Here is a 16,320-nt window from a genome sequence, read left to right on the forward strand (position 1 = left end):
ACACGGGCGGGGCGTATTGTCGTGGCCGCATGCGCACTTGCGCTCGCCGCCGTGGTGCTTGCCGGATGCGGCGAGGGCTCCGAAAAGGCCGCCGACGGTGCGCCCGGGGCCGGTTCCGGCGCCGGGGCCGGTTCAACGTCCGGGACCGGCGCGTCCGCCGGCACCACGCCAAACGCGACACCGCCGTCCGGCCCGGCCCGGTCCGCCGCGCTCGTGCCGCCCGTGAACGCCTACGTCACGGCGGTCAACGGCAAGGATCTCGACGGCCTGGTACGCGCGTTCGCCGCCGACGCCGAGATCGTCGACGTCGGGCGCAGCATCCGCGGTCACGACGCCATTCGCCGCTGGGCCCAGGCCGAGGTCATCGGCGGCACGTTGACCGTCACCCAGGTCGCCGAGACTCGCGACGGGTACCAGCGCCTGCTTGTGCGGTTCGCCCCCGGCGGGACCGGCGGATTCGCCGCGTACTACGCCTTCACCGTCGACGGGAGCAGCATCACGCGAGCCGAACTCACGTACGCCTGAACCTGGTTACCCGGCCGGGGGGTGTCACCGCAGCACCCCCGGGAAGGCGGCTCGCCTTGGAAGGGCACGTTGCGGTGCCGCGGCGCCGCCTCCCCGTTGGCCACGGGCCACCGCCTCATGGCCTCCGGCCCCCTGCCGGATCGCTAGCCGGGCGTCCCGTCCCCCGCCTCCCCTTGCGTGACGCGCTGGAGTTGCCCCTCGTGCACGTCGACCACCCATTCCCAACCGGGCTTGGCCGACGGACCGATGCGCGGGTCGTCGGCGGTCCGGCCGTCGCGCAGGGCATGGCCGTACGCCCGGTCCTGATCGATACGTGCGCGTACCTCATCGGCGCCGCAGACGGAGCCGTGCCCCGGGACGAGGACCTTGACGTCGCCCGCGACGCTCTCCAGCCGTTGCAGCCCGACAAGGTAGTCGGCAACCGGGTCGGCGGTGTCGTCGAGCATCGGGACCAGGACATCGGAAAGCATGTCGCCGGCGACGAGGACCCCGCGGTCCTCGATCAACAGCGCCGCATGGCCCGGGGCATGTGCCGGGTGCTCGACGATCCGGACCCGCGGGCCGTCCCAGGGAAGCCACACGGTGTCGGCGGGCAGCCCGGTGATGAGGCCGAACAGGTCCAGCGGTACGTCCTCGGCGACCTCCGGCGGCAGCCCTTCGGTGACGCGGGCCCTCCAGTCCGGGTTCGCCAGGAGGTCCCGCAGGTACTCCGCACAGCGCGCCGTACCGTAACGCGGCGCGTCGCCGAACTCGGGGTGCCAGAGGACGTGGTCCCAATCGGGATGCGTCGCAAAGCCCGCCACCACGGGCTGACCCATCTCACGAAGGTCGTTCGCGACGGTGGCCATTTCGTCGCGTGTCAGCCCGGGGTCGACGAGCAACACGCCGGCCCGGCCCTGCACGACAACGGTGTTGTTCTCGAGCAATTCACTCTGCTGGACCAACACACCGTCTGCCACCTGGCGCAGCATGGGAGGCTCCTTCCGATTGTGGTTTGCAACCACTCAGCGTGACGCTACTCCCCGACGCCGACACGCGCCCCGCAACACCGACGGCGGCGACCTGCTTCGCGGCTTCGGCCCCCTCTGTCGGGTGTCCGATCCTTCGGATAGGTTGCGCGCGTGTCGGATCAAGAGAACAGCGGGGGCGGGTCCGAGGGACCCGGAGGTGACGGCGAGTCAGCAGCCGTCCGAGAGCGATCCTTTCAAGGACCTCGTCCTCGACGAGGAGTTCGTCCGCGGTGCGGGTCGGCGCGAGCCGTCGGCGCGGGCCAGGATGCTCGCCGAACGATGGCGCGACGAACCGCCGCAGGCGGTCGGCTTCCGGGAGGCGGCGGACACCCCGCAGCCGACGCGGAGGCCCAGGCGCGGATTCCGCCGGCGGCGTACCGACCCGTGGGGTCGTCCTGTGCGCCGGGACCGGACCAACCTGAAGATCGCCGTGTGGTTCGTGCTGCTCGTGGCCCTGCTCCTGGTGGCCAATCGGCAGGACACGTTCCGCGACCTGCTCGGCGGCAACAACCACGGCGAGGAGGGCCTGACCGACTCCGCGCCGATGACCGCGCAGCCGTCGGTGTCCGGAATAGCCTCGGCGGCGGCCCCGCTGCCGCCCACCCTCCAACCCGTCGACCCCGACCGGCCGACCCGGGAGAACCCCTTCGCCGGATCGCCGGCCCTCAACTACGCGGACGGCGCGGCGGGGATCGTGCTCCCCGAGGCCAAGCAGGTGAAGGGCTACTCGACGGCGCAGGTGCAGGCGGCCCTGGAGGCCACCAGGGACCTCCTGATCGCCGCGAACCTGGATCCGGCGGCGCTGCGCGGCGAGACGCCCGCCGCCTTTCGGGCCCTGGTGGATCCGCAGCAGGGAGAACTTTTGGACGAACTGGAAGCCGCGTACGCCCGGTTCACCAAGGAGAACGACCCGCTCCTCACCATTGCGCGCTTCGATCCGCGGGAAACCGAACTGGTCGGCAGTGTCGTCAAGGTCTCCGGGATCATGGCCTACGCGCTCGACGACGAGGGGATGCTCACCGTCACCGCCGACTATTCGTTCGTCTACCCGGTGGCCAAGGTGGGCCAGGCGGACCGTGAGGTCACCCGGACGCTGGTACGGCGCGCGCTCGAGACGAAGGTCTACAAGGGGCCGAGCTACGAGCCCAGCACCGAGGGCAAGGTCTGGATATCGTCCAGGAACTCCGACTTCGCCAACAGTTCCTGTGACGTGGACGACGGATTCCTGCACCCGTACTTCGCCTCCGATCCGGAGCAGAAGACGAAACCGTCCGGGGCCCCCTTCGACCCGTACGACCGCAGCCAACCCCTGGAGACGGCCGCTCCGTCGCCGGACGCGACGACAGCACCCGACAGCTGCGGCCTGCTCGCCAGAATCTGATCGGCCCGACCCGTACACGGCACGGACAAGTACGCGAGACGGACAAGACGGTCCGTGTTCCGGGTTCGCGGGTCGGCGGGAAGCCACCTCGCGGCCCGGTGGCGCCGATCGGGATGCGGGGCGGGACCGGCTGCGGCGTCCCCCGGACGGGTGGCCCCGAGTGCCGTCTCGTCGTGCGCACCGCACGATGGTGCTGGTCCGCCGGCATCGGGCCGACGGGGATGCGAGGGACGCATGGGGATCACAGCGGTTCGCGGGGAGCTGCCCACGGCGGGCGGGTGGCCGCGCGTGGAGCTGGCGGCGTTGCGGCGCTGCTCGCTCGGGATCGAACTGGGGGCCGATCGGACCCGGATCGTCCGCGAGGGCGGCGTGGTCGCCGACGCGCCCAGCGTCTTGGCGCTGGAGGTGCGCTCCGGGAAGCTCGTGGCGGTGGGCGACGCGGCGGTGGCGCTGGAGCAGCCGCGCGCCACCGAGGAAGGCGTCACGTGCGGGGCGGCCGCCAACGATGGCGGCCCGGAAGTCACCGTCCTACGGCCGGTAGCCGACGGCAGCGCGGAGAGCCCCGCCGCGGTCGGCCTCATGCTCCGGGCGTTGCTGGCCAAGGCGGGCCTGCGCCGCTCCAGGTGGCGCCGCGTAGCCGTCGCGGTACCCCATGCCGGCAGCCCGCTGCTGATGCTGGGCGTACGCACGGCCGTCGAGGCCATCGGCGCGCGGGAGGTCGTCCCCGTGGCCCCCACGTTCGCCGCGGCCTGCGCCGGGCATCTGTCGTTGGCCGACAACCGCCCGGTGCTCTCGGTCGTCTGCGGTGCCACCCGTACGCACGCGGCCGTCCTGGTCGGGGACGCCATGCTCGACGGGGACCTCGTCCCGGTCGGCGGCACCGACGTCCACGAGGCGCTGGCCCAGTACCTGATGGACACCTATGGGCTACGTCTGGGCCCCCGGCACATCCGCGCCCTCCACCCGCACCTGACCGGCGCGGCGGCGGGGGCGGGCGGCACGGTGACGGTACGGGGCTGGGACGTACGTCGTGCGCGACCGCGCGCGCAGGAACTCGACGCGAACGAGTTGATCGGGGCCGTCGGGGTCCCCCTGGACCTGATGGCCGATCTGGTGCGCCGCGTCGTCGCCCGTACTTCGGCCGAGATCCTGCTCGATCTCGCCGACCGCGGCGCGGTGCTCGCGGGGCCCGGGGCCGCCGTCGCCGGGCTGGCGGACCGGATCCGTACGGCGACGATGCTGCCGACCTACCTTGCGCCCGACCCCGGCCTTGCCGTGGCGCACGGGATGACCAACCTCATCCGCTCCGACCCCCGCTGACCTTCTGTCGCCGTCCTCTGGACCGGTCTTCCGGAAAGCCTCCGGCCGATCGGAGCGCATCCACCAATTAATCGGCGTCCGGTGCCGTCGGCGTCACACCGTCAACCGTGCCCGTGTTGGTCGACGACGGTCACGCCCCGTCGTCGACCCCGTTGTTCCCGGCCGCCGGGCCGTAGAGCCGGGCGACGTCGGGAGAGTCCAGCCATTTGGAGTACGTCGGCGACTGCGGCCACCCCTCGGGCGAGTCCTGCCACTCCTCCTGGCGCCCCCACGGCAGGACGTCGACCAACGCGAAGGTGTAGGCGAGTTGCTCGGTGCCGCGACCGCTGGTGTGCCAGGTGCGGTAGACCGTGTCGCCGTTCCGGAGGAACACGTTCACCGCGAAGCCCCCGCCGGGAGGCGCGCCGACGTCGGCGCCGAACGGGCTCTCCGACGACGAGTACCAGTCCATCGTGTTGCCGACCTTGGCCCGGTACGCCAGGGCTTCGTCGATGGGCCCGTTGGTGACCACGACGAAGCGGGCGTCGTAGTTGTCGAGGAAGCCCAGCCGGACGTACTGCGAGGTCAGGCTGGTACAACCGCCGCACTGCCACTCCGCGCCGTCGGACCACATGTGGTTGTACACGATGAGCTGCGAGCGGCCGTCGAACACGTCGACGAGCCGGATCGGGCCGTCCGCACCGATCAGCGTGTAGTCGGGCAGCTCGACCATCGGCAGTTTGCGGCGTTGCGCGGCGATGGCGTCGAGTTCACGGGTCGCGGCCTTCTCCCGCACCCGCAGATCGTCGAGCGCGGCCTGCCACGCCTGCTGGTCGACGACTGGAGGCAGGGCCTTGCCGGTGTACTCGGTCATGATTCCTCCCGGGCTCGGATAAGTCCTCTCCTCCCTGTAGACCCGAAACGCCGCCGGAAATCATCGGACGTCCGCCGGTCGCCTTCCGCGGGCGGCGCATGCCAGGGCCGGGTGTGGGGAAGCCGCTCCCCCATGGACCCCCGACCGAAGCGAGTACCCATGAACGCGTTCCCGCAGCTCATCGAGGAGAACGACCGCCTGCGTGCGCTGATCGCCCGGTGGCGCGCCACACCGCAGAGCGTGGCGGAACTCCTGCCCGCGGCGGCCGAGGTACTCCGCGCCACGGCCGCCGCCAAGGAGCAGGAGCTGTACCCGGCGGTCCTGCGGCACGACCCGCGGCGCGCGGACCGGGTGGACGAGGCGGTACGCACGAACCAGCAGGTCGAGGCGTTCCTGTCGGCGGCGCTGCAGTCGGGCCCGGAGGGGCGCGGGTTTCTCGACGACGCGTACGAGGCGGCGGCCGCGGCGGACGGCCTCCTCCTCCACGAACGCCGCGACCTCCTGCCCGCTCTCGAGGGCGACGACGTCCCCGAGACCGAACTCGACCGCGTTGTCGGCCGCCTGCGGACCGCCCGGTCCGACTACCTGAACGACCACCGCGCCGACCGCAGCCACGACGCACCCGCAGGCAGCGACGACCTCGGGCACTGACCCGGGCACCGGCCACCGGTCACCGGCCACGGCCCGGGAACCCGCCGTCCGGCCCCCGCCCGGCCGCGGCAACCACGTGCGGGGGCGGACGGCGGCCGGTGCCGGACGGTGCCCGGGCCCGGGCCGTGGTCGTCGGCTTCTCCTACCTAGCGGCCGGCTGTGGAGCCGGAGCGGCCGGTGCCGCGCGAGGACTTGGCATTGCTCGCCGAGGCACCCGAGGAACCCGAGCCACCCGACGAACCCGAAGAACCCGGCGAACCGGAACTCCGGGAAGTCCGGGCCCCGGTGCCGCCCTTGGCCCCGGCCTTGGCGGCCGTACGGCGGGCACCCGCCTCGGCCTCGCCGCCGAGTTCGCGGGCCATGCCCTTGGCCTCGTCCTTGAGCTCGCGTACGTCGCCCTTGGCCTGCTCCTTCAGGAGCTTCGCGTCGCGCGTGGCCTCGTCTTTTGCGCGCCGCACGTCGTCCGCGGTCTGCTCGGCCTTGCCGCGCATCTTGGCGACGACCTTGTGCCCGCGGATACCGAGGTCCTCGTACACGTCCAAGGCCCGGCCGTACTGGCTGCGCACGTACCCGCCCGGGTTCTTCCCGATCGCGTCGGCCGTCTCGCCGATCGTGGACTGGACCTGTGCCACGGTGTTCGAGACCCGGTAGCGCAGCGGCCGCACACCCACCGGAATGTCGATCTTGCCTTCCATGATCATCGTCGACGCGTCGCGGGCCTTCTCCACCGCGAAGTCACCCGCGCCGACGACCACATAGAACGGGTTGACGTCGGTACGGCCCAACCAGCGTTCCCTTGCAGTCACCATGATCTCTGCTCACTCCTCCGATGTCGGGGGCTTGGGAGGGCCGGTGCCCGGGGGCCGGGCCGGCCCGCAAAGTCCGCAACTGAGCTGTCAGTTGCGCCGGCACGCGCGCCGCTGCCCCGTGGCGCCGCACGCATGCGCGCGCCTACCGACTCTTCACAAGCGGAACCCCGCGATCGGCTCGCGTCCACCGATGGGTCAGCCCAGCGCGACCGCGGCCGACGCCCGACGGACGATGGCAGGGGGCTGCGTGGCAAGCACGCCGCCGCATCGAACGGCCTGGAGATGGTGGGGCATGCTGATGGACCGACGGGGTTTCCTGGCCGCTTTGGGAGCGGGTGCGGCGGTGGCGCTGACCGGGGCGGCGTCCGGCGGTGTGGCGCAGGGTGCAAGCCGGCGTCGGGTGGCCGGGTTCGTGGCAGGCGGGTCGCCGAACTGGGCGGCGTTGAAGGCGCGGCTCGGCGGGCGGCTGCTGCTCCCGGAGGACCAGGGGTACGCCGTGGCCCGGCTCGGCTACAACGAACTCTACGACTCCCAACCGCCGGCGGCCGTGGCCCGGTGCACGTCCGCGGAGGACGTGCAGAGTTGCCTGGACGTGGCCCGCGGTCACGGCGTGCCGATCGCCGCGCGCAGTGGAGGGCACAGCTACCTCGGGTACAGCGTGCCGAACGGCGGACTGGTGATGGACCTGCGGCCGATGGCGCGGGTCCAGGTGCAGGACGACGGGACGGTGCAGGTCGGCGCGGGCGCGCGGCTCATCGAGGTGTACGCGGCACTCGCCGACGCCGGGCGTCTGATGCCCGCCGGTTCGTGCCCGACAGTGGGCGTCAGCGGGCTGGCCCTCGGCGGCGGGGTCGGCGTGCTCGCCCGCAAGTACGGACTGACCTGCGACCGACTGGTGTCGGCCGAGGTGGTCACCGCCGACTCGCGGGTGGTCACCGCGTCCGCGTGCTCCGAGCCGGACCTGTACTGGGCGCTGCGCGGCGGGGGCGGCGGCAACTTCGGCGTGGTCACGCGGTTCACCTTCAGCACGGAGACCGCGCCCGAGCTCACCGTCTTCTCGTTGCGCTTTCCGGCCGGCTCCACCGCGGCGGTGGTCGGCGCCTGGCAGGAGTGGGTCGCGGACGCACCGCCGGAATTGTGGTCGAACTGCGTGGTCTCCGGCGGCACTCCGCCGACCTGTCGGGTGGGCGGTTGCCATGTGGGGTCGGAGGCCGGGCTGAACCCCCTCCTGGACCGGCTGGTGTCCGCCTCCGCGACGCAGCCGAGTTCGCGGACCGTGCAGGCCAAGACCTATCTGGACGCGATGAAGTACATGGCCGGCTGTGCGAACGACACCATCGCCCAGTGCCACCCGACGTCCGAGGGCGGGGTGCTGCCGCGAGCGGCCTTCGTCGCCGTCTCGCGCGTGCTCCCCGCCCCCCTCGACGCGCAGCGGATGGTGCAACTGATGGACGGGCGTACCGGCATCGACCTGCTGCTGGACTCGATGGGCGGCGCGGTGTCGCGGTTCGCCCCCGACGCCACCGCTTTCCCGCACCGCTCGGCGCTCGCCACCGCGCAGATCTACGCGAGCACCACCCCGGCCGGGAAGGCGGCGGCCACCGCCGAGGTGGACGCCGTCCGGGACGGGCTCGCGGCGCTGGGCGCGACCGGCGCGTACGTCAACTACATCGACGCGAGCCTGCCGGACTGGGGCACCGCCTACTACGGCGGGAACCTGTCCCGCCTCAAGGCGGTGGCCCGGCACTACGACCCGGACCAGGTCTTCGCGTTCCCCCAATCGGTGGCGCGTGCCTGAGGGCCGCGCCGCCGCACGCAAACCCTGGGGGCCGCCAGCCGCCAGCCGCCAGCCGCCAGACGTCAGACGTCAGACGTGTACCGGCCTGGCTCGCCGATAGAGGACCGTGCCGCCGAGCAGGAACGCGATGCCGGTCGCGGCCAGCACCGAGGTCTCGGCGCCCGTCTCCGCGAGGCGGGCAGCCTGCGGTACGGGGGCCGCAGCCGGCCGCGGCGTCCCCGGATCACGGCTGACAGGTGCGGGCGGCGTGGTGGCCTGCACCACCTCGGGCGGCGGCATGACGCGCGACCGCGGCGGCGTCGGCGGCTCCGTGGGTGTCACGGACGGCGTCTCGACCGGGGCCGGGGCGTTGGCGCACGCGACACCGCCGAGCGTCGGGCTCAACACGCCCACTACCCGAAGGCCGTCGGCGCACAGGTTCACGGGGACGTCGAGCGGAACCCCCGTGACGTTCCCGGCCGCCACGCCGGACGAACCCGCGGCGGCTCCGTCCGCGCCGCTGTCGGCGTGGGCGACGCCGCCGACCACGGCAACGATCGCACCTGATGTGGCAACCGCAGCCAACAGTCGCTTGCTTGCAGTGTGTCGCACGGGAATCGCCGGCCCCTTCGGTATCCGAGGCGGGACCTTGTTCCCGCGAAGGTGCTAACGGCCGCCGAGGGAGCAAGTTACTCAAAAAGAACATTGCCAATCCAAAGCTCACTTACGGCGTTTATGTTACTTACCATCACATGCCTCCAACGGCGTTGTCGGCGCGTGGTGTTCGCGATCACCGCCCCGGCGCGGGACCGTCCCGAACCACCGGCAGCGACAGGTGCGCGAGGTCCTCCGGGACGGGCCCGGTCACCGACCACAACGGCGCCGCGGCCCCGTCGGCGACCGCGGCCGGGGCGTCGGTGAGGTTCATCCGCCGACGCAGGCGCCCGTAGAAGTCCATCGGCCCCAGCCGCACGACGCGCAGGCGGCGCGGCGACGCGTACACGCCGATCCAGTCCCCGGGTTCGAGGACGCCTTGGATCCGGCCGTCGATGCTGACCGCCGCCGCACCCGACCGCTCCAGGACCCGCAGGCCGATCGGCTCGTCGGGCCCGGCCACGATCGACCTGTCGAAGGCCATGTGCGGGGCGACCGGCGTGAAGACGAGCGCCTCCGCGCGCGGCGAGACCACGGGGCCGCCCGCGGCGAAGCTGTAGGCCGTAGAACCGGTCGGCGTCGCCACGAGCAGCGCGTCGGCCGAGTAGGACGCCAGGAGTCGGCCCGAGACGTACACGCCGACCGACACCTGGCGGTCCCGGGACAGCTTCTCCACCACGATGTCGTTGAGCGCGGTGACGCTCAGCGCGACACCCCACACTTCGTCGACCTCGCAGTCGGTCCGCACCTGCGGGGGCGGCAGGAGCGGGCCGCGACCGTACTTCATCAGGGCCTCCATCTCCGTGGGCACCTGGAGGCGGCGCGAGGCGCGGAGGGTGAGCAGCATGCGGCTGTCCACCTCGATGACCTCCTCGCGCACCGCGTCGAGGGCGGCCCGCATGGCCGACACCGAGGTCTCCGTGAGGAATCCGACGCGGCCCAGGTCCACGCCGAGTACCAGGGCGTCGTTCTCGGCGGCCAGCCGTGCGCCGCGCAGGAAAGTGCCGTCGCCTCCCAACGTGACGACGAGATCCGGGTTGCCCGCGGCGTCCATCTCCTCGCGGGCGGTACGCCCTTCTCCGTCGCGCCACACATCGATGTCCGTGCACTCCACGGCGTGTTCCGCGGCCCACGCGCGGACCGTGACCGCCGCCGCCGTCGCCTCCGGGCGGCCGCCGTGCACCACAAGACCCAGCCGGGTCACCGCCACATCCGCCTCCGGGCTGCTCGGGCCGCCGGACACTCCGGCTGCCAGGTGCTCGGGCTGCCAGATACTCGGGCCGCCGCATCTCGACCACGCTACGAGGGACGGTCCCCGCAGTACCCGCAGTGCGCGCGGTCGGCGGCCGGATGCCCGATCCGATTCGCCCGAGTGCCGTACAACTCCGCGACAACTCCGCGACAACCTCGCGGCCCTTGGCCGATGCCGCGGGCCGAACCGGCTCGCCGGTCACGCGCCCTGAACCGGAGGCCGGCCGTGCGGCGCGTCCCGTCGGAAGGCCGCGACCGCGTCGGCGACCGAGGCGTGGACGGCATCCGGGCCGAGTGCTTTCCCCAGGCGACTCGGGGCCAGCGCCTCGCGTACGTCCGGGTGCACGCGCGCCAGGTGCAACGCGCAGCCCGTCCGCGCCAGTTCGACGCGCAGCTCGTCGAGTGCGTCCAGGCTCGGGACGCCCAGCCGGTAGCTCGACACGAGGTTGAGGACCACACGCTCGGGCGGCGGGTCGCTGTCCGCGACGAGTTCGCGGACGGCGAGTTTGAGGCGGGCGACGTTGCCGAAGAACAGCGCGCCGTCCGGGCGTACGAGCAGCAGGCCCGGCACGGTGGTGGCCCCCGGCTGGTCCTCGATGTCCCCGTAGCGGTCGGTCCCGGGGATCTTGCCGAGCACGGCGGTACGCGGCCGCGACGCGTTCGCGATGAACAGGACCAGTGACAGGGCGACCGCGATGAGCAGCCCGGGCAGCAGGTCGAACACCAGGACGCCGACCAGGGCGGTCGCCGCCACGGCGAAGTTCGGCCGGTCGCGGCGCCAGTAGCGGCGCAGCTCGGAGACCTTGAGGAAGCTGCGGACCGCGACGACGACGATCGCCCCGAGGACCGGTTCGGGCAGGTCGGTGAACAACGGGGTCAGGAACGCGCCGGTGACCAGGATCAGCGCGGCCGCCACGGTGGACACCATCGGGCTGGACCCGCCGGACGCCTCGGCGGCGGCGGAACGCGACGCGCTGCCGGACACCACGAAGCCCTTGAACACGCCGGCGGCCACGTTGGCCGCGCCCATGGCGGCCATCTCCCGGTCGGCGTCGACCTCGTCGCCGTGCTCGCGGGCGAACCGGCCCGCGATGGAGTAGCTCTCCGCGAAGACGACCAACGCCACCCCGAACGTCCCGGCCAGGAGGGCGATCCAGTCCGACGCGGAGATGTCCGGCCACCCGGGCGTCGGAACGGCGCGCGGGATCTTCCCGACGGTCTCCACGCCGTGGTCGTCGAGGTCCACGGCCGCGGAGACCGCGATCCCGGCGACGAGCACCAGGAGCGAGGCGGGCAGCCGCGGGACCCAGCGCTCCAGGGCGAACAGGGCGGCCAGAGCCGCCGCGCCGACCGCGATCGTCGTACCGTGCCAGTCGTCGGCGTGCCGGAGCAGCGTCCAGGCGCGGTCGAAGAAGTCGCCGTCCCCGCCGGGGACGCCGAGGATCTTGGCGCACTGGCGGACGATGATGGTCAACGCCATCCCGAACAGGAAGCCCACCAGGGCCGGTTCGGACAGGAAGTCGGCCAGGAAGCCGAGCTTGGCCAGCCCGGCGACGATCAGCACGGCGCCGGCCGCGATCGCCAGCGCCGCGGACAGGGCGACCGCGAGCTGCGGATCCCCGGACACGTCCGCGACGGTCGCCGCGGACAGCACCGCGGCGGCCGAGGTCGCGCCGACGATCAGGAACCTCGACGTGCCGAACAGCACGTACGCGAGCAGCGCGACGGGCGCGCCGTAGAACGCGTTCTGCGGCGGCACCCCGGCGATCTGGGCGTACGCCACACACTCGGGAACAATCAGCGCCCACGCGGTCAGCGCTCCGATCGTGTCCTTGCCGAGCCGGTCCCGCCGGTACGTCCGCAGCCAGTCGGCGACCGGCCACGCCCCAGCGGCGCGCTGCCGCACGCCGCCGCCCGTACGGCCCTTCGCCATGTGCGCTCCGTTCGACACCCCGCCTCACGTGGTGCGCGGCCGCCTGCCCCTCCCCGCCGCTGTCCCTCCCGCCCTCTTTCCGGGACGGCCGACTTCCGCGGCCGACTTCCCGGCCGCGGCGATCACCGACCAGGGGCACGCCCGGTTCGTCGGAAAGCGGACCGATCCCACCTGGAAATTCAACCCATAAACCGGGCAAATCAAACAAAACAAGCAGTAGGTCGACTCGCGGCAGACGCCTCACCGCCGTCGATGACGGCCACGCCAGGCTCGCAGGCTGGGGGCCGCCCCGGCGTTTGGAGCACACACTGGAAGGCAATTGATATGAATTGTCGGATTTACTCCGCATCATGGCCTCCCCTACCCGGAGGCGTCACGAAGGAGTGCCCGTGGACGACTACCCGCTTCTCAACCTGTTCTGGACCATGCTGATCTTCTTCGTCTGGATCATGTGGTTCTTCCTGCTCTTCCGGATCATCACCGACATCTTCCGCAGCGACGACATGGGCGGCTGGGGCAAGGCCGCGTGGATCGTGGGCGTGATCCTGCTGCCCTTCGCGGGCGTCCTGGCGTACGTCATCGTCCGCGGCCGCGGCATGAGTCGGCGCGACGTCGCCCAGGCCAAGCGGACCGACGCGGCGATGAAGGACTACATCCGCGAGGCCGCGGGCACGGACAACCGCCCCACGGTCACCTGGTCGGCCGACGAACTCGGCAAGCTCGCCGACCTGCGCGCCAACGGCGCCCTGAGCGAAGAGGAATTCCAGGCCGCGAAGGCCAAGCTGCTCGCCTGACCACGGGGGCCGGTGGTCAGGGCTGTCGGTCTCGGCGGCCGCCGAGACGCGCGGCGGCGGCGCTGACCAGGGCTCCCGTGGTCTCCTGGCGGTCGGGCCCGAGTCGGCTGGTCGGGGCGCTGACGACCAGGGCCGCCGCGGGGCGGCGCAGATCGTCGAGGACGACCGCGCCGACGGTGGTGATCTCCGAGGTCACCGCGCCGGCGTTGAGCGACCAGCCGCGCTCGCGGGTGTGCTCCATCGCCGCCACCAGGACCGGATCGTGCGGGTCGACGCCGTAGCGGGCGATCTCGTCGGGGTCCATCGCGCTGAACAGCGCGATCCCGGCCGCGCTGCCCGCCGGCGGGAGCACCGACCCCAGGCCCGGTGCCGCGCGGAGCTGGTGGCTGCTCTCCACGACGTCGACGGCCACGATCCGGCCTCCGTCCGGCAGGGCGAGCATCGCCGTCTCGCCGGTACTGCGCGCCAGTTCCTCCAAGACCGGGCGGGCGCGCGCCGGCAGGTCGGAGGGTCTGCGGGACAGGCCGGCCAGGATCAGGGGACGGGTGGACAGCTCCCAGGCGGTCGGACCGCCGCCCGCGGGCCGGATCCAGCCGCTGGCGTGCAGCGTGACGAGGATGCGTTGGACGGCGCTCTTGTCGCTGTCCAACAGCCGGGACAGTTCACCCACCCCCACCGGCTGGTGCTCGGCGACCGCCTCCAGTACTTCCAGGGCGCGTTGCACGCTCTGGAGGGGTTTGACGCTCATCGACACGCTCCTCGACCGGACGGCTCCGACGCACACCGTATCGCTTGGCGACACGCTGTCCGCCGACGCTTTCTGGCACGTCCACGAAGCGTGGCCGCATGGCTTCGATGCCCATTGACCTTCATATAGCGGGCTCCTATAGTCCGAACCCGAAGGTCGCCTTGCAACACATCGTATCGCTGAACGATACGCCAAGCGGGATTGCAAGGCGGAAAGGGAGCCCCCATGACGCAGTCACAGCCGAGCCGGCCGACACCGCCCGTACTCGACACCGAACTGTTCCTGCCCGACCCCGAGCCCGCCGAGGTCCGCTACACGGTGATCTCGGTGGACGACCACGTCGTCGAGCCGCCGCACCTGTTCGAAACCCACATGCCCGCGTCGCTGCGCGACCGCGGCCCGCGCATCGTCGAAGCCGAAAACGGCGCGCAGACCTGGGAGTTCGAGGGCGAGCACTACTCGCAGGTCGGCATGAACGCGGTCGCCGGGCGCCGCCCCGAGACCGTCCGCCTCGAACCCTTCCGCTTCGACCAGATGCGCGCCGGCTGCTACGACGTACACGCGCGCGTCAAGGACATGGACCTCGGCGGCATCTGGGCCATGCTCAACTTCCCGTCGCAGATCACCGGCTTCTGCGGCCGCGTGTTCGCCCACGCGAAGGACGCCGAGGTCGGCAAGGCCTGCGTACGCGCCTGGAACGACTGGATGTACGAGGAGTGGTACCTCGCCTACCCCGACCGCGTCATCCCGGGCGGGATCACCTACCTGTCGGACCCGGTCGAGGCGGTCGCCGAGATCGAGCGCAACGCCGCCCGGGGCTTCACTTCGGTGACCTTTCCCGAGCGCCCGCACGCGATCGGCCTGCCCTCGCTGTGGGACCGCGACCACTGGGACCCGATCATCCGCGCGTGCGTCGAGACGGACACGGTCATCTCGCTGCACGTGGGCAGCTCCGGCATGCACCCCACCCCGCCGGGCGGCCCCACGTTGCAGATCGGCGCGACGATGTTCGGTCAGCTCTCGCTCGGTGCGTGCAGCGAATGGCTGTGGTCCGGCTACCCGGTCAAGCACCCCGACCTGAAGATCGCGATGAGCGAGGGCGGCATCGGCTGGGTGCCCATGCTCATCGACCGCCTCGACAACATCATCGACCGGTCCGGCTACGGCCTGGGCTGGGCGGAGCGCCCCGCCGACGTGCTGCGCCGCAACTTCTGGTTCTGCACCCTCGACGACCCGTCCACGATCGCGCTGCGCCACGTCATCGGCGTCGACCACATCATGCTGGAGACGGACTACCCGCACGGCGACGGCACTTGGCCGCACACGCAGGACGTCGTCGAGCGCTACTGGGGCGACATCCCGCCCGCCGAACTGCGGATGATGTGCAGCGAGAACGCCGCGAAGCTCTACCGCCACCCGCTGCCCGACGTGGTCCTGCCCCTCGACGCCTGACGCCGGATTCCCGACGGACCCGACAAACCGTCACACTCCCTCAGGAAGGCAAGCCATGACGTTCGTGCCGACGGCCGACAAGCTCATCCCCGAACTCACCCCCGCCCAGGAGATCGTGCTGCTGGCCCGCACCCTGTGGCGCGAGGGCTACAACGACCACCTCGCGGGACACATCACCTACAACCTCGGCGACGGCACCCTGCTGTGCAACCCGTGGCTGCTCACCTGGAACGAGATCCGCCCGCGCGACATCATCCGCATCGACCTGGAGGGCAAGGTCGTCGAAGGCGACTGGCCCGCACCGCTCGGCATACCGCTGCACCTCGAACTGCACCGGCTCCGCCCCGACGTCCAGGTGGCGATGCACAACCACCCGCAGTACGGCACGGTGTGGGCCGACATGGGAGAGATTCCGCCCGCGTACGACCAGAGTTCGAGCCTCGGCGGTGGCGGCGACCTGGTCCTGGTCGACGAGTACCAGGGCGCCGTCGACAACAGCTCGGCCGCCGCCAGGACGGTCGCCGCGATGGGCGACGGGGAACTCGCGCTGCTCGCCGGACACGGCGTGTTCGTGCTCGGCATCACCATTCGCGCCGTGCACCAGCGGGCCGTCGCGCTGGAGACCCGGTGCCGCAACGCCTGGATGGTCCGCGCCGCCGGCGGCCGGACGACCAGCCCGCTGCCCGAGTCCTGGCTCGCCCGTACGCGCACCAGCGACGGAAACGGCTTCCGGGGCTTCTGGGAGGCGAGCGTACGCGCCGAACTCGCCGCCGACCCCACGCTCCTCGACGACTGAATCCGCTGCCGGTCGCGCCCGCCTCTCCGCCGGTTCCGGAGGGGCGGCCGTCCGGCGTGACACCGGCAGCGACAGGCGCGCAGAGCATCCGACGAACGCCCGCGGACGACGCACAGCCGACACCCCACCGCCGACGGCTCGCAGCCGACAACTCACGGAGCACACCATGGTCACGGTCGCCGAATTGGTCCACGCGCAGACGGGCGATCACCGCACCGGCCTGATGTTCGAGGACTTGGTGTGGACGCATGACCAGGTTGCCAAGGCCGCTGCTGCCCGTGCCGCGTTCATTGCCGACCGGCTGCCCGCGGGTGCCGCTCCGCACGTGGGTGTGCTGCTGGACAACGTGCCGGAGTTCCCGATGTG

15 protein-coding genes and 1 pseudogene are annotated in these 16,320 nt (G+C 72.0%); 9 read left to right on the forward strand and 7 right to left on the reverse strand.

The window, feature by feature from the left end; genetic code table 11:
- The first annotated feature begins 222 nt into the window (after window positions 1-222).
- The gene (locus AB0C36_RS31745; protein WP_358360875.1) at window positions 223-525 is read left to right on the forward strand and encodes a nuclear transport factor 2 family protein; all 303 of its coding nucleotides are present in this window, start codon (window positions 223-225) and stop codon (window positions 523-525) included.
- Window positions 526-668: 143 nt separating this feature from the next.
- On the opposite strand, the gene AB0C36_RS31750 is transcribed toward AB0C36_RS31745, so the two are convergent.
- Window positions 669-1,496, reverse strand: coding sequence for an MBL fold metallo-hydrolase (locus tag AB0C36_RS31750; protein WP_358360877.1), 828 nt, complete (start codon window positions 1,494-1,496; stop codon window positions 669-671).
- Window positions 1,497-1,692: 196 nt separating this feature from the next.
- On the opposite strand from AB0C36_RS31750, the gene AB0C36_RS31755 reads away from it, so the two are divergent.
- Together AB0C36_RS31755 and AB0C36_RS31760 are read left to right on the forward strand one after the other, a co-directional pair.
- On the forward strand, window positions 1,693-2,916 hold the full coding sequence (locus tag AB0C36_RS31755) for an SCO2583/SCO2584 N-terminal domain-containing protein (RefSeq protein WP_358360879.1): 1,224 nt from the start codon (window positions 1,693-1,695) through the stop codon (window positions 2,914-2,916).
- A gap of 234 nt (window positions 2,917-3,150) precedes the next feature.
- On the forward strand, window positions 3,151-4,236 hold the full coding sequence (locus tag AB0C36_RS31760; protein ID WP_358360882.1) for a rod shape-determining protein: 1,086 nt from the start codon (window positions 3,151-3,153) through the stop codon (window positions 4,234-4,236).
- Window positions 4,237-4,366: 130 nt separating this feature from the next.
- Here the strand turns inward: AB0C36_RS31760 and AB0C36_RS31765 are convergent, their stop codons facing one another.
- Window positions 4,367-5,089, reverse strand: coding sequence for a DUF899 domain-containing protein (locus AB0C36_RS31765; RefSeq protein ID WP_358360884.1), 723 nt, complete (start codon window positions 5,087-5,089; stop codon window positions 4,367-4,369).
- Window positions 5,090-5,248: 159 nt separating this feature from the next.
- Here AB0C36_RS31765 and AB0C36_RS31770 point away from each other — a divergent pair, with 159 nt between their 5' ends.
- On the forward strand, window positions 5,249-5,740 hold the full coding sequence (locus AB0C36_RS31770) for a hemerythrin domain-containing protein (RefSeq protein WP_358360886.1): 492 nt from the start codon (window positions 5,249-5,251) through the stop codon (window positions 5,738-5,740).
- A 146-nt stretch (window positions 5,741-5,886) separates the two neighbouring features.
- Here the strand turns inward: AB0C36_RS31770 and AB0C36_RS31775 are convergent, their stop codons facing one another.
- Window positions 5,887-6,549, reverse strand: coding sequence for a hypothetical protein (locus AB0C36_RS31775; protein WP_358360889.1), 663 nt, complete (start codon window positions 6,547-6,549; stop codon window positions 5,887-5,889).
- A 298-nt stretch (window positions 6,550-6,847) separates the two neighbouring features.
- Here AB0C36_RS31775 and AB0C36_RS31780 point away from each other — a divergent pair, with 298 nt between their 5' ends.
- Window positions 6,848-8,347, forward strand: coding sequence for an FAD-binding oxidoreductase (locus tag AB0C36_RS31780; protein ID WP_358360892.1), 1,500 nt, complete (start codon window positions 6,848-6,850; stop codon window positions 8,345-8,347).
- 69 nt (window positions 8,348-8,416) lie between these two features.
- Here the strand turns inward: AB0C36_RS31780 and AB0C36_RS31785 are convergent, their stop codons facing one another.
- The 3 genes from AB0C36_RS31785 to AB0C36_RS31795 all read right to left on the reverse strand — a co-directional run bounded on the left by AB0C36_RS31785 (window position 8,417) and on the right by AB0C36_RS31795 (window position 12,164).
- On the reverse strand, window positions 8,417-8,875 hold the full coding sequence (locus AB0C36_RS31785) for a chaplin family protein (RefSeq protein ID WP_358360895.1): 459 nt from the start codon (window positions 8,873-8,875) through the stop codon (window positions 8,417-8,419).
- 241 nt (window positions 8,876-9,116) lie between these two features.
- Window positions 9,117-10,190 carry an NAD(+)/NADH kinase gene (locus AB0C36_RS31790; RefSeq protein ID WP_358360897.1) on the reverse strand — a complete coding sequence of 358 codons (1,074 nt, stop codon included), beginning with the start codon at window positions 10,188-10,190 and terminating at the stop codon, window positions 9,117-9,119.
- 240 nt (window positions 10,191-10,430) lie between these two features.
- Complete coding sequence (locus AB0C36_RS31795) at window positions 10,431-12,164, reverse strand: SulP family inorganic anion transporter (RefSeq protein WP_358360900.1); 1,734 nt, start codon at window positions 12,162-12,164, stop codon at window positions 10,431-10,433.
- Between the two features lie 389 nt (window positions 12,165-12,553).
- Here AB0C36_RS31795 and AB0C36_RS31800 point away from each other — a divergent pair, with 389 nt between their 5' ends.
- On the forward strand, window positions 12,554-12,958 hold the full coding sequence (locus AB0C36_RS31800) for an SHOCT domain-containing protein (RefSeq protein ID WP_358360902.1): 405 nt from the start codon (window positions 12,554-12,556) through the stop codon (window positions 12,956-12,958).
- A gap of 16 nt (window positions 12,959-12,974) precedes the next feature.
- Here AB0C36_RS31800 and AB0C36_RS31805 read toward each other — a convergent pair whose 3' ends face one another.
- Window positions 12,975-13,706, reverse strand: a complete 732-nt coding sequence (locus AB0C36_RS31805) for an IclR family transcriptional regulator (RefSeq protein WP_358360904.1) — start codon at window positions 13,704-13,706, stop codon at window positions 12,975-12,977.
- A gap of 225 nt (window positions 13,707-13,931) precedes the next feature.
- Here AB0C36_RS31805 and AB0C36_RS31810 point away from each other — a divergent pair, with 225 nt between their 5' ends.
- From AB0C36_RS31810 to AB0C36_RS31820, 3 genes and pseudogenes are all read left to right on the forward strand, one after another.
- The gene (locus tag AB0C36_RS31810) at window positions 13,932-15,158 is read left to right on the forward strand and encodes an amidohydrolase family protein (protein WP_358360907.1); all 1,227 of its coding nucleotides are present in this window, start codon (window positions 13,932-13,934) and stop codon (window positions 15,156-15,158) included.
- A 55-nt stretch (window positions 15,159-15,213) separates the two neighbouring features.
- A complete protein-coding gene (locus AB0C36_RS31815) occupies window positions 15,214-15,954 on the forward strand; it encodes a class II aldolase/adducin family protein (RefSeq protein WP_358360909.1) in 741 nt (246 codons plus the stop codon).
- 166 nt (window positions 15,955-16,120) lie between these two features.
- Window positions 16,121-16,320, forward strand: a pseudogene (locus AB0C36_RS31820) (acyl-CoA synthetase); the annotation flags it as partial.

Source organism: Streptodolium elevatio (assembly GCF_040649515.1).
Taxonomy (GTDB): Bacteria; Actinomycetota; Actinomycetes; order Streptomycetales; family Streptomycetaceae; genus Yinghuangia; species Yinghuangia elevatio.

Coding starts and splice junctions, on each gene's coding strand:
- AB0C36_RS31750 (WP_358360877.1), bottom strand. CDS start 1,496: ATGCTGCGCCAGGTGGCAGACGGTGTGTTGGTCCAGCAGAGTGAATTG.
- AB0C36_RS31760 (WP_358360882.1), top strand. CDS start 3,151: ATGGGGATCACAGCGGTTCGCGGGGAGCTGCCCACGGCGGGCGGGTGG.
- AB0C36_RS31765 (WP_358360884.1), bottom strand. CDS start 5,089: ATGACCGAGTACACCGGCAAGGCCCTGCCTCCAGTCGTCGACCAGCAG.
- AB0C36_RS31770 (WP_358360886.1), top strand. CDS start 5,249: ATGAACGCGTTCCCGCAGCTCATCGAGGAGAACGACCGCCTGCGTGCG.
- AB0C36_RS31775 (WP_358360889.1), bottom strand. CDS start 6,549: ATGGTGACTGCAAGGGAACGCTGGTTGGGCCGTACCGACGTCAACCCG.
- AB0C36_RS31780 (WP_358360892.1), top strand. CDS start 6,848: ATGGACCGACGGGGTTTCCTGGCCGCTTTGGGAGCGGGTGCGGCGGTG.
- AB0C36_RS31795 (WP_358360900.1), bottom strand. CDS start 12,164: ATGGCGAAGGGCCGTACGGGCGGCGGCGTGCGGCAGCGCGCCGCTGGG.
- AB0C36_RS31805 (WP_358360904.1), bottom strand. CDS start 13,706: ATGAGCGTCAAACCCCTCCAGAGCGTGCAACGCGCCCTGGAAGTACTG.
- AB0C36_RS31810 (WP_358360907.1), top strand. CDS start 13,932: ATGACGCAGTCACAGCCGAGCCGGCCGACACCGCCCGTACTCGACACC.
- AB0C36_RS31815 (WP_358360909.1), top strand. CDS start 15,214: ATGACGTTCGTGCCGACGGCCGACAAGCTCATCCCCGAACTCACCCCC.